Annotated in this window: 12 protein-coding genes; 3 read left to right on the top strand and 9 right to left on the bottom strand. The window is 41.7% G+C overall.

Annotation, left to right across the window (positions count from 1 at the left end; translation table 11 throughout):
• The first annotated feature begins 103 nt into the window (after positions 1-103).
• The 3 genes from D2910_RS13700 to D2910_RS13690 all read left to right on the top strand — a co-directional run bounded on the left by D2910_RS13700 (position 104) and on the right by D2910_RS13690 (position 2,003).
• Positions 104-682: a CYTH domain-containing protein gene (locus D2910_RS13700; protein ID WP_117313831.1), complete on the top strand. Its 579-nt coding sequence runs from the start codon at positions 104-106 to the stop codon at positions 680-682.
• A 128-nt stretch (positions 683-810) separates the two neighbouring features.
• A complete protein-coding gene (locus D2910_RS13695; RefSeq protein ID WP_084244744.1) occupies positions 811-1,209 on the top strand; it encodes a globin domain-containing protein in 399 nt (132 codons plus the stop codon).
• Positions 1,206-2,003 (top strand): ClpXP adapter SpxH family protein, encoded by a 798-nt coding sequence (locus D2910_RS13690; RefSeq protein ID WP_084244742.1) that lies wholly within the window; start codon positions 1,206-1,208, stop codon positions 2,001-2,003. Before D2910_RS13695 ends, D2910_RS13690 begins: the two co-directional genes overlap by 4 nt.
• 303 nt (positions 2,004-2,306) lie before the next feature.
• On the opposite strand, the gene pepF is transcribed toward D2910_RS13690, so the two are convergent.
• From pepF to opp3b, 9 genes are all read right to left on the bottom strand, one after another.
• Positions 2,307-4,115 (bottom strand): oligoendopeptidase F, encoded by a 1,809-nt coding sequence (pepF, locus tag D2910_RS13685; RefSeq protein ID WP_117313830.1) that lies wholly within the window; start codon positions 4,113-4,115, stop codon positions 2,307-2,309.
• Positions 4,116-4,175: 60 nt separating this feature from the next.
• On the bottom strand, positions 4,176-5,264 hold the full coding sequence (locus D2910_RS13680; protein ID WP_084244738.1) for a competence protein CoiA: 1,089 nt from the start codon (positions 5,262-5,264) through the stop codon (positions 4,176-4,178).
• A 146-nt stretch (positions 5,265-5,410) separates the two neighbouring features.
• Positions 5,411-6,070 (bottom strand): adaptor protein MecA, encoded by a 660-nt coding sequence (mecA, locus tag D2910_RS13675; RefSeq protein ID WP_084244736.1) that lies wholly within the window; start codon positions 6,068-6,070, stop codon positions 5,411-5,413.
• Between the two features lie 257 nt (positions 6,071-6,327).
• Positions 6,328-6,723 (bottom strand): transcriptional regulator SpxA, encoded by a 396-nt coding sequence (spxA, locus tag D2910_RS13670; protein WP_008429739.1) that lies wholly within the window; start codon positions 6,721-6,723, stop codon positions 6,328-6,330.
• A 367-nt stretch (positions 6,724-7,090) separates the two neighbouring features.
• Positions 7,091-8,299: a putative glycoside hydrolase gene (locus D2910_RS13665; RefSeq protein WP_117313829.1), complete on the bottom strand. Its 1,209-nt coding sequence runs from the start codon at positions 8,297-8,299 to the stop codon at positions 7,091-7,093.
• 107 nt (positions 8,300-8,406) lie between these two features.
• Positions 8,407-9,345, bottom strand: a complete 939-nt coding sequence (locus tag D2910_RS13660; RefSeq protein WP_084244732.1) for an ABC transporter ATP-binding protein — start codon at positions 9,343-9,345, stop codon at positions 8,407-8,409.
• Positions 9,345-10,400, bottom strand: a complete 1,056-nt coding sequence (locus D2910_RS13655; protein ID WP_084244730.1) for an ABC transporter ATP-binding protein — start codon at positions 10,398-10,400, stop codon at positions 9,345-9,347. The genes D2910_RS13660 and D2910_RS13655 overlap by 1 nt, the downstream gene beginning before the upstream one ends.
• A gap of 15 nt (positions 10,401-10,415) precedes the next feature.
• Positions 10,416-11,435, bottom strand: a complete 1,020-nt coding sequence (opp3C, locus tag D2910_RS13650; RefSeq protein WP_084244728.1) for an oligopeptide ABC transporter permease — start codon at positions 11,433-11,435, stop codon at positions 10,416-10,418.
• Complete coding sequence (gene opp3b / locus D2910_RS13645; RefSeq protein WP_084244726.1) at positions 11,435-12,370, bottom strand: oligopeptide ABC transporter permease; 936 nt, start codon at positions 12,368-12,370, stop codon at positions 11,435-11,437. The genes opp3C and opp3b overlap by 1 nt, the downstream gene beginning before the upstream one ends.
• Positions 12,371-12,416 lie beyond the last annotated feature (46 nt).

Raw genomic sequence — 12,416 nt, 5'->3', positions numbered from 1 at the left:
ACTTAGGAATTTTTCATTATCTAGTGATATTTTAACACAGCACTGTCAATCGTTGCAGTTTGACTGGAATTATCCCATAATAAAATCAAGTGAGGTGCAGAAAATGACAAAAGAACTTGAGATTGAATTCAAGAATTTATTGACCCGTAAAGAATACATAAATTTATTGGAACGCTTCGGATATAAAGAACATGACGCCGTCACTCAAACCAATCATTATTTTGATACAGCAGATTATACATTACGGAACCAAAAATCCGCCCTTCGCATACGGGAAAAAGGCCAGCAGATGGAGTGCACGTTAAAGACTCCGGCAGAAAATGGCTATTATGAAATTACGGACAAACTTGATCCGCCCCAGGCGAGAGATATAATTGAAAACCGCGGATTTGCTGCATCGGAAGTTAAAGAAGCACTGGCAGAAATGGATGTATTCCCTGAAAACCTTATCAGACTAGGAAGTCTAACGACCCATCGCATCGAATTTCCCTACAAGAAAGGACTGCTGGTGCTCGATCACTCTGAATACCACGGTACAGAAGATTTTGAACTCGAGTATGAAGTGGAGGATTATGATACCGGCAAGCAGATTTTCAAAGACCTATTGGACGATGCTTGCATACCCGCCAGAAGCACTGATAAGAAAATCGCCCGTTTCATGAGTTCCGCAAAAAAACGTTAAAAGAACGTAAAATTATTCAATAAAAACATTCTCCAGACATAATTTGTAAATCGAATAAGCGATTTATTTGAGATATTCCTATTCCGTTGTTAGAATGAATTTACAGCTACAGCAAAGGAGACATAATGATGACTGGAAAACCTATACTTCCGTACGATGAAATCGGCGCGGAAAGACTGTCTCAATTAGTGGACGCATTCTATGCCCGCGTTGCTATGCATCCAAAGCTAAAGCCTATATTTCCTGATGATTTAACAGAAACCGCCAGAAAACAGAAACAGTTTATGACACAATATCTTGGCGGGCCAAATATATATTCGGAAGAGCATGGACATCCCAGACTAAAAGCTAGACACAATCCTTTTCCAATAACACCTGAGCGTGCCCAGGCATGGCTCGAATGTATGAGTGAAGCGATGGATGAAATCGGATTGACCGGGAAATTCCGTGAAACCTTCTATAATCGGCTGGTCTTGACTGCTCACCATATGGTCAATGAACCGGACAGTGAGGAGGAAATGGTTTGAATAACCTGGACTTGGCAAAAGAGATCTATGACAACCCGAACCCTGTAAAGCCTATGGAACTGTATGTTTTCTTAGATCCCCTCAATTCGGAATGCTGGGAACTCCAATCCGTGATGAGGAAGCTCCAGATCGAATATGGCCATTATTTTTCAATGCGTGTAGTTCTGAGCACAAAATTATTCAGCTTGAACAGCCAGCAAAAAACTTCTTCTATTGCTACAGACAGCCTAGCTCATCCTGTACTGGCATCTGTAGCCGTCAAAGCGGCGGAATTGCAGGGAAAACGCGCAGGCAATCAATTCCTGCACAAGCTGCAGGAACAGCTTTTTCTAAAAACCAAAGACGTCTCTTCCTATCAGGTGCTTCTTGAAATCGCCGAAGATGCTAATCTCGATCAGGAGGAATTCAAAAAAGACTTCCATTCCGTCCATACTGCAAAAGCTTTCCAATGCGATTTGCAGATTACCAGAGAGATGGAAATCACTGAGGTCCCAAGCATTGTATTCTTCAATGAATGCATTGAAGATGAGGGATTGAAAATTTCAGGATTGCATTCATATGATACTTATATCACGATCCTTCAGGAGATGCTCGGCACTGACACACTGAACAGACAGGCGCCGCCACCACTGGAACAGCTTTTCACAAAATATACTACGATAGCGACAAGAGAAATCGCTTCGATCTATAATATTTCTGCAGAGACTGCAGAACGGGAAATGAAAAAACAGATGCTGCAGCAGAAAGTTGAACGCATCTGCCTTCCCGACGAAACTCTTTGGAAAATAAAATAAGCACGGCGCCTCATAGGCGCCGTGCTTATTTTTTGTCCAAAAGAAAAACGCCTGCCACGTCCGGCAGGCGTTTCTCATTACACAAAGGGGATGGGAGAAATGTTCACGCTCAAACAAAGGGGTGTATGTTTGTATGTGATTTATTTCACAACCTAACTTTATCACAGAATAATTGTTTATGCAATAATTCACAAGCAAATTCACAAATTTGTCATATTGGTAAGCAGAATGAGAAATTTTTAATTATATTAATATACTTAAAAAATAAAGAACCCCTTGATTAGGGGCTCCTTTTTAGACAAATTATTTTTTCAGCAATAATTTTTCCAATTCAATCAGTTTTTCTTCAAACACTTTACACGCTTCTTCTACCGGAGATGACGACGTCATGTCAACACCCGCTTTTTTGAGAACTTCAATCGGGTAATCAGAACTTCCCGCTTTCAGGAATTCATTGATAAAACGATCGACAGCCGGCTGCCCTTCTTCCAGGATGCCTTTGCTTAATGCTGTTGCGGCACTAAACCCAGTGGCATATTGGAAAACGTAGTAATTATAGTAGAAATGAGGGATTCTCGCCCATTCCATACCAATTTCTTCGTCCACTGCCACATCTTCACCAAAGTATTTTTTATTCAGCTCATAATAGACTTCCGTCAGACGGTCAGCTGTCAAGGCTTCGCCTTCCTGATCCATCTTATGGATAGTATGTTCAAATTCCGCAAACATCGTCTGGCGGAATACAGTGCCACGGAAACCATCAAGCCAGTGGTTCAGGAGGTAGATTCGTTCCTGGTCATCATCAGTGGCTTTCACCATGTACTCATTCAGCAACGCTTCGTTTGTAGTGGAAGCAACTTCAGCGACGAAAATGGAATAATCGCCATAGACATAAGGCTGGGACGCGCGAGTATAATGGCTGTGCACACTGTGGCCGAATTCATGCGCCAAAGTGAACAGATTATCGACGTTATCCTGCCAGTTCATCAGGATATACGGATTTGTTCCATACGCACCAGAAGAATATGCGCCGCTCCGCTTGCCTTTGTTCTCCAGAACGTCCACCCATCTGTTCTTGATGCCTTCCGCTACAATTCCTGTATATTCCTCACCAAGTGCGGACAAACCCTTCAGCATGATGTCTGTCGCTTTTTCATAAGGAATTTCCATCTTCACTTCTTTAACAAGCGGCGTGTGCATATCCCACATGTGCACTTTATCGATGCCAAGGACTTCTTTGCGCAGAGCCGCATAGCGATGCAATAAATGGAGATTATTATTTACAGTTTCCACAAGATTGTCATATACACTCTCTGGAATATGATCGTCCGATAAAGCGGCATGTCTTGCCGAATCGTATTTGCGTACTCGGGCATTTACGTTATCGCGTTTCACTGTGCCAGCTAATGTCGAGGCAAAAGTATTAAGGAATTTGCCGTAAGTAGCGTATACGGCTCTGAATGCATCTTCCCGGACGCGCCGGTCTTTACTTTCAAGGAATCGGATATAATTGCCGTGTGTAATCTGAACTGTTTCACCGTTTTCATCTTTTATCTCGGGAAATTCCAGATCCGCGTTATTCAGCATACCGAATGTTTCCGAAGAAGCGCTGACAACTTCAGATAATTGGGCAAGCAATGATTCCTGCTCTGCCGGCAAAACATGCGGACGCATCGAGTTCAATTCTTCCAGCGCATGCCGATAAAGTTTAAGCCCTTCGTGTTCTTCCACAAATTTATTTAAAACATCTTCATCAAGCTCTAAAATTTCAGGCGTCAAAAATGATAAGCCCGCAGAAATTTTTGCGTATAAAGCTTTGATCCGGCTATCCATCGCCTGATATTTCGAATTGGTCGTGTTCTGATCGTAACGCATATGGGAATATGTATACAATCTTCTCAAACGTTCGGACAATTCATCTTTATAAGTCAAAACTTCGAATAGGGATTCAGCTCCCTCTTTCAATTTCCCTTCATATGAACCTGCTTTTTCAGCTAAGGAAGCTACTTCTTTAAACTCACTTTCCCAAGACTCATCTGTCGAAAATATATCTTCCAGTTTCCACGTCAGTTCAACCGGTACTTCTTCACGTTTCAGTATTTTATTGGCCATTTTATTTCCTCCTTTGTCCTTCTCTTTCGGGAGTCGAACTACATCTTATTTTCTCAATTTTCATACGCTTTTGCAATAGATATCATATAACACGTCCCTTTGCTTGGCCGACATCCATTCTCCAGCTTCCATTTCATCCAGAAAATCTGCATAGTCTTTTAAAACCCTTAATGCCTTATCTGTATCTTGCTGCTTCTGTAATTTTATTTTGCCGGAAGAAAGCAGGTTTTCATAGGAGATGCCAAGGCGCTTAGCCCGAGCCAGCTGCAATTGCCATATAACAGCATTCCCTGCCACACTTTCGGCTCCTCTGATCGGTACACCGATTATTTGCGGCAGATTCCGCATATCAAGCCCCAGTTCATAGCAGAGAATCCAGAAAGGGTTCTGATATCTTTTCTTAGCGAAAAACTGTGACCTGATGAAATCATTCCTGGCTTTCAAAAACACCGCACAAACAGAGTCAAAATCATTTCTCGATAATAGCCTAGGCATCGCAAAAGGATAGCTTTGCAGGTCCATAGATATTGACGCCACTTTTCCTATCCATCTGCTGCCGCTGATATGGAAGAGATTAGAATAGTATTGGAATTGTTTCATTGCAGGATTCAGGAGCAGTAAATAGCTCAGATGATCTTGACGAAGAATCATTTCCCTCTGATATTCCTTAATGTTCAAAATCTGAATTTTGTTATCACGGGATTCTTTTATACCGACTATCCAGGTGAAATGAAGACCAAGCCGGGAATATGCTGCAGATCGCCTGACAACATCAGTTGAGGCGATGGGACTGCATTGAAATTCAATGACTGATTTCCGCTCGACAAGTACATCAGCCCTTTGTCGAATTTCCGGTAAATAAGTTTCCAGTTCAGCTGATATTCTTTTATCAGAAAAGAATTGATGTAAAAGCATTTTTCCCTGGAGATGCAGTGAAGATTCCGGCTCTCCATTGCCACATAAAGCAGTTGATTTATGGGCAAAATGCGGGATTTTGATTTCCCCGATTTTCAGAAGAACTTTACTTCCGCAATCAGGGCAAAAGAACTGATGAACTGCCTTTAAACCTGTCAATTCTTTAGCGCTGTAAGTATTAGTCAAATAAATTAGATTTCCTGCCTCAGTCCTGGCGACTAATATTTCTTCCACTCTCCTTTTTCTAAATTATAGAAGGAAGGCCGGATTTAAACAATTTTAATTTTCAGTTTTCTAACTTTTCATTTTACCCAAATAAAAAGACCTGTAAGAATAAGCTGAGCTTAAACTTTCAGGTCTTCTTGCAATAGATTTAATGTTTAGCCAAAATAATGAAGCACGTTTGATAACGCATCTTTTTTGAATATTTCCTTGCCGTATTCTTCCAGACGATGGATCGTCACAGGAGAACCTTGAAGATATTCTGTAAAGACACTCACATGGTCTTTAATGTCGTCGTCTGAGTGCAGGATTTCATCAAAGCTGACATGAAGGAAGTACTTCCCTTCAAAATGATAGAGCGCTGTTTCGATTGGTACATATTGTAACCGGCGTGACAATGGAAGCAATTCTTCCACTTCGGATACCACAAAACTGTATTCGAGGTTTTTAGTGTCCGGCTCATTGAAAACAGGTTCAAACTCATCAAATTCAGTAGCAGCCGCTGCTTCATCACTTGAGAACATTTTGCGGCGTTCTTCTATATCATCCGGCATATCAAGTTTTTGGCCGTCTTTAGTAAGTTGGGCACGCGTTACTGTAACTTCCAGTCCTTTGTCCATTGCCTGGACTTGGATCCATAGAGGACCTTCCATAACAAAATCAGCTTCTTCATTGACCTCATCCATCATTTCCCAGAAAAGCTCTTCACTTTTATCTCTGTTGAACCATATTTCGTCACGGCTGAACCCACGTTCTTCAACGTCGAGATAGGAAATGTAAAATTTGACTGTATTATCATTAATGCGTTCTATTTCCATTTTACACCTCTCCTTTCGAATTGGACCAAGAGGATCTTCCTCATAAGCCGTGCGGTGTTGCTTTACTTATTATATCGCGTTTTTAACTATATGAGAAAGTTAATGCCTGTATTCATAAGTCCGGCGACGGATAATTAGTTAAGAGTTTATGCTAATTAGCAAGGAAATGCAAGATTTATAACTGAAATAAATACAGAAAAGCTGTCCAAAGATCCATTATGAATTGACATAAAGGCCGGACAGCTTTTAGCTTATTTTCAGTTCACCATTCGTTGAGCTTCAAGCAATTGATACGCTCTCACTTTACGAGGAAGGAACCGGCGGATTTCATCTTCGTTATAACCGACTTGCAGTCTTTTTTCATCCATGATGATCGGCCGGCGCAATAGGCCAGGGTGTTCTTGGATTAGCTCATATAATCTCTGAAGAGGCAGACTTTCAACATCTACGTTCAATTTTTGGAAAATCTTCGAACGAGTTGAAATAATTTCGTCAGTGCCATCTTCAGTCATGCGTAAAATTTCTTTTATTTCACTGATTGTAAGAGGTTCAGAAAATATATTGCGTTCTGTATATGGAATATCATGCTCTTCCAACCATGCTTTTGCTTTACGGCAAGATGTACAACTTGGGGAAGTAAATAGCGTTACCATCATAATTGAACACTTCCTTTCGGATTCGGGGAATTCATTTCTATTAATTACTAAATTAGAATGAATATAATTTAATAGCTTTACATTCATTATACAATATCAGGCTTCAATTGAATATAGAAATCGCATATTAATATAGGAAATGCATAATATTTGTCACACATTCGCTATATTTAAACTTTAACTATTAGCTATACAATATAAATTTACCCGATTTTTTTAACAGTTAAACCCAAAATAAAATTATTTTATTCTCAATTAGGTTTTTCTTTTTGAAAATATTTCTTACACTTAATAGTACGTTTTCAACACAAAAAAGTTTCAAAAAAAAGAAGCTGATTTCATGAAATCAGCTCTTTTTTCATTATTAATTGTTTGGTGTATAATCGACACCTGGTGAATAGGTATTCCCTGCATTCCATAATAAAAATTCATCTATGCCATTGTCATTTAGAGCTTTGATCTGTGCTTCCACTTCAGCTTTCCCATAGTTCAGGTAATTGCCTGCGCCAAGATATGAAGCTGTAAAATCCTGAAGCCATGGCCGTGAAACTGGCGGATCTTCAAGTTCACCCAATTTGGCATTCTCGACTTTTGCATATTCAGCTACCAATTTATACGGTTCAAGATCAGGTTTTGCAATTCCAAAATATGACGTCCAGTGGCTTGGATAGATCATAGAAGAAATTACGTCAACATTCTCAGAAATCTTAGAGAAGTTCTGGCCGATGCCCGGCGCTTCCGGCAACGTTGCAGAATAACCAAAGATATCAACGGATACTTCCACATCATAAGGCTCCAATTGTTCATGAGCGTACGCTACGAAGTCCGTTACTGCATCTACGCGGCGCTGCACATTATCATAGTCGTCTCCATCGTACTCACCTTTTGAATACTCCAGAGTGTCTGCACGGTTTTCAAAACCTTCAGGGAAACGGACATAGTCAAACTGAATTTCCTTAAATCCAAGTTTAGCCGCTTCAATTGCGATATCGACGTTGTAATCCCAAACTTCTTTCATGAATGGATTGACGAAAGCTTCTCCTCTGCGGTTCTTCCAAACCTGACCGCCTTCTTTAAACGACCATTCCGGCTTGCTTTCTGCCAATGCCGAATCCTTGAATACGACGACCCGTGCTATAGGATAGATTTCCTCCTGCTCCAAACGTTCAAGCATTGCGCGTGGATCTTTGATATACGGCTGACCGATTCCAAACTCTTCAAGCTCAGAACCTTCTTCAGGTTCATAAGTCAAATAGCCGAAATCCTCTTTGATGTCAATGACCATAGCATTCAAATCTGTTGTATTGACTAAATCGATCAAACTGTCAAAACGGGCGCCTCCTGCAGAATGGCCTGTGACGAATATTCCACGGACAGCGTCCGGGTATTCAAATGTAAGACCGGAACTGTATCTGAACAATTGCGAACTCGACAGTACTTCAGAGTTTATTTCAATAGCATTGTATGTACGTGTGGTAAAATCCTCCGCTTTTTCTTCTGCTGCCATAACGGGAGCTGTAGCCAATCCACTAAACAATAAAGCGGTGGCTGCTGCTAAACGTATTTTCTTCATATTCGACTTAACATCCTCTCAGTTGTCTTTCTTATTCCATTTTATCATCATTTTGACAAATTGAAACAAAAAAATAGCAATACCACAATGTGGCATTGCTAAATTTTTTATACTTTCAGAGAACCAGCTTTTAAAGCTTCAAACTCACGTTCAGAACAGTCCACGAAATGTCCGGGAGTGATTTCTCTCATACGGACATCCTCGCCTTCTGCATAGTTGTGGGTAGCCGGATCGTAAGATTTACGGACGCGGTTGCGCTCGTAGTTCGGATCTGGAAGCGGAATTGCTGAAAGCAACGATTGTGTATAAGGATGCATCGGATTGTTATAAAGATCTTCTGCTGGTGCAAGTTCCACCATTCTGCCGAAATACATAACAGCGATGCGATCAGAAATATATTTTACCATTGAAAGGTCGTGGGCAATGAATAAATAAGTGAGCCCTTTTTCTTTCTGCAAATCTTTCAGCAAATTGACGACCTGTGCCTGAATGGACACATCAAGAGCTGAAATCGGCTCGTCGGCGATGATGAAATCCGGATCTACTGCAAGTGCCCGGGCAATCCCAAGACGCTGTCTTTGTCCACCGGAGAATTCGTGCGGATAACGGTTGGCGTGCTCTTTGTTCAACCCTACAGTTTCAAGCAGGCTGAAAACCATCTGCTCGCGTTCTTTCGAGTTTTTAGCCAATCCGTGGATATCAATGCCTTCTGCAATGATATCCATGACTTTCATCCGCTGGTTCAATGAAGCATAAGGATCCTGGAAAATCATCTGCATTTTGCGGTTGAATTTCTTCAGATCTTTTTTGGACTTTTTGCCGTGGACATTTTCACCTTCATACAATACTTCACCATCTGTTGCATCATATAAACGGATAATGGAGCGTCCGGTAGTGGATTTCCCACAGCCAGATTCACCAACAAGTCCAAGCGTTTCCCCTTTATAGATATCGAAAGAGATGCCGTCGACAGCCTTCACTTCATTGGCTTTGCCAACATTAAAATGCTGTTTCAAATTTTTGATTTCCAGTAATTTTTCAGCCATCAATTTGCGCTCCCTTCATAATAACGGCTTCCAGGGAACTTTTTCATTCTTTCAATGACACTCACCGGCGGCTCAACTTGCGGAGCATCCGGGTGCAACAGCCATGTGGCAGCCATATGAGTATCAGTGATTTTAAAGAATGGAGGATCCATTTCCATATCAATCTTCATCGCATATTCACTGCGAAGAGCGAACGCGTCCCCTTTAGGAGGATCCAAAAGATCTGGCGGTGTTCCTGGAATTGCGTAAAGTTTCGCATCTTCAGTATCCAATGAAGGCATAGAACTTAACAAGCCCCATGTATATGGATGCTGCGGGTTATAGAAAATTTCATCCACAGTCCCGATCTCAACGATTTTGCCTCCGTACATGACCGCTACACGATCTGCAACATTCGCGACAACCCCAAGGTCGTGTGTGATGAAGATGATCGATGTATCGATTTTTTTCTGAAGGTCTTTCATCAGCTCAAGGATCTGAGCCTGGATTGTAACATCAAGCGCTGTAGTCGGCTCATCTGCAATGAGAATCTGCGGATTACAAGCAAGTGAAATAGCGATTACGATACGCTGGCGCTGTCCACCGGAAAATTGGTGCGGATATTGTTTCATCCGCAATTCCGGTTTTGGCATGCCCACTAGTCGTAAAAGATCGATAGCAACTTTACGGGCTTCAGATTTACTGATTTTTTGGTGCTTCAGTAAAGGTTCTGTGATTTGGCGTCCGATTGGCATTGTTGGATTCAATGATGTCATCGGATCCTGGAAAATCATCGAAATATCTTTACCGCGGATTTTCTGCATTTCTTTATCGGATAGTTTTGTCAGGTCTCTTCCACCGAACAAAATCTCTCCATTTTTAAATTCAGCTGAACTTTCAGGCAATAAACGCATGATGGATTTCGTGGTTACAGATTTACCTGAACCCGACTCACCAACGATTGCTAAAGTTTCACCTTTATATAGATCAAAATTTACACCTCGTATAGCTTTTACTTCCCCGCCAAAAGTGTTAAAGGAAAGTTCGAGGTCTTTCACTTGTAGAATTTTCTCCATCTTCGGCTTTCCTCCTTAATCTTTCATCTTAGGATCGAGGGCATCGCGCAATCCATCACCGATCAAGTTGAATGCGATCATGATTAAACTAAGTACGAATGCCGGGATCGCCAAGATATGCGGCTGATACTGGATTAGTTTATAACCGTCATTAATGAGCGTTCCAAGTGAAGCGTCCGGAGCCTGCAGCCCCAGTCCGATAAAGCTAAGGAATGCTTCAAAGAAAATAGCTCCTGGAATCGTAAACATTGTGTTGATGATAATTACACCCAAAACGTTAGGCATTAAATGCTTCCAGATAATGCGTCCGTCAGTGGCTCCCAATGTGCGGGCAGCCAAAACGAATTCCTGTGTTTTGTATTTAAGCACTTGTCCACGGACGACCCGTGACATACCGGTCCAACCGGTTATGGTCAGAGCGATGATGATGGCCAGAATCCCTGGATCCATGATCATGATGAACAGGATTACGACAACAAGGTTTGGAATACCAGTCAAAATCTCGACAATACGCTGCATTACGTCATCAATTCGTCCGCCGAAGTAACCGGAGATCCCGCCATAAATGACGCCGATCAACATATCGATAGCCGCTGCGGCAAATGCGATGAATAATGATACTTGCGTACCTTTCCAAACACGAGAGAACATGTCGCGACCAAGTCCATCAGTACCGAACCAATAGTTTTGTTCAACGTTCTTCATTTCATACAAATCCACTTCTTTACCGCCAAGTGTACCAACACCATCGAAAATTCCAAGATTTTCAATCACCGGAATCTTCGGGGGCAGGTTTGCGTGTGTAATCGTTTGTGAGTTTGGTGAATAAGGGCTGATGACCGGGCCCAGTAATGCCATGATGACGATCAAACCAAACAGGAACAAACTGAATATGGCACCTTTATTCTTTTTAAGTCTGCGCCATGCGTCCTGCCAGAAGCTGACACTTGGTTTTGAAATACGTTCTGCCTGCTGGGTGTCTCTTGGTATTCTGTCAAAAGACCCTTGAGGCAATTTTTCATAGTTTTGAGTCATTAACTCTTACCTCCTGAAAGACGGATACGAGGATCTATAATACCGTACATGATATCAACAATAAGAATTACTAGAATCAGGAATACTGAGAAGAAGATTGTAGTACCCATGATGATCGAGAAGTCACTTACCATGATCGATTTAACGAACTGTTCGCCGATTCCAGGAATTGCGAAAATTTGTTCTACAACCAGTGACCCTGTCAAGATACCGACAGCCATCGGTCCGAGGACCGTAATCAAAGGAATCAAAGCATTACGGAATGCGTGCTTAAATGCAATCTCGGAACCGCTCGCTCCTTTAGCTTTGGCGAGAGTAATATAATCTGAACCTAATACTTCAATCATTTCTGTTCTGATGAACCGCGCTGCTGTTGCAAGCGGGAACATTGCTAAAGCAATCGATGGAAGAACACTGGACATGAATCCGTCTTTCCACAAAGCGACCGGGAACCAGCCTAATTTCAATCCCAGGGAGTATTGAAGCATTGAGGCAAATACAAAGGATGGAATCGAAATACCGATTATCGCAACCACTGTGCTGGAATAATCAATCCATGTATTTTGCCTTAATGCAGCAATCATTCCCAACAAAATGCCAAGCACTGTACCCAACAACATCCCTTGGAAACCAATTTGTGCGGACGGACCCATACGACTTAAAATAACGTCGGTTACATCTGCGCCTTTAAACTGGTTAATCGAAATACCAAGATCGCCTTGAACCAAGCCGAACATATAGTTGAAATATTGTACCGGAAGGGGGTCGTCCAGACCGTACCTTGCTTCTACGACTGCCCTTTGTTCTGGAGATAATTTATCTGCGGAAGCGATAGGGGAACCTGGTAGTATCTTCATCAAGAAAAAAGTGAATGTGGCAATCAACGCCAATGTAATCACCATATATATTATCCGTTTGCCAATATATCTTGCCATGTTGCACCTCCGAAATAGAATACTTCTATTATATAAGCTCTGTTAT

Origin of the sequence: Planomicrobium okeanokoites, assembly GCF_003428875.1 — a bacterium.
GTDB lineage: Bacteria > Bacillota > Bacilli > Bacillales_A > Planococcaceae > Planococcus > Planococcus okeanokoites.
Note: the sequence above shows the minus strand (reverse complement) of the source record. Positions and strands in the feature narration are given on the sequence as shown.

Bases quoted from the DNA above. Each gene is read 5' to 3' on its own strand.
- D2910_RS13700 (WP_117313831.1), top strand. From the start codon at position 104: ATGACAAAAGAACTTGAGATTGAATTCAAGAATTTATTGACCCGTAAA.
- D2910_RS13655 (WP_084244730.1), bottom strand. From the start codon at position 10,400: ATGGAGAAAATTCTACAAGTGAAAGACCTCGAACTTTCCTTTAACACT.
- pepF (WP_117313830.1), bottom strand. From the start codon at position 4,115: ATGGCCAATAAAATACTGAAACGTGAAGAAGTACCGGTTGAACTGACG.
- opp3b (WP_084244726.1), bottom strand. From the start codon at position 12,370: ATGGCAAGATATATTGGCAAACGGATAATATATATGGTGATTACATTG.
- D2910_RS13665 (WP_117313829.1), bottom strand. From the start codon at position 8,299: ATGAAGAAAATACGTTTAGCAGCAGCCACCGCTTTATTGTTTAGTGGA.
- opp3C (WP_084244728.1), bottom strand. From the start codon at position 11,435: ATGACTCAAAACTATGAAAAATTGCCTCAAGGGTCTTTTGACAGAATA.
- spxA (WP_008429739.1), bottom strand. From the start codon at position 6,723: ATGGTAACGCTATTTACTTCCCCAAGTTGTACATCTTGCCGTAAAGCA.
- D2910_RS13695 (WP_084244744.1), top strand. From the start codon at position 811: ATGACTGGAAAACCTATACTTCCGTACGATGAAATCGGCGCGGAAAGA.
- mecA (WP_084244736.1), bottom strand. From the start codon at position 6,070: ATGGAAATAGAACGCATTAATGATAATACAGTCAAATTTTACATTTCC.
- D2910_RS13660 (WP_084244732.1), bottom strand. From the start codon at position 9,345: ATGGCTGAAAAATTACTGGAAATCAAAAATTTGAAACAGCATTTTAAT.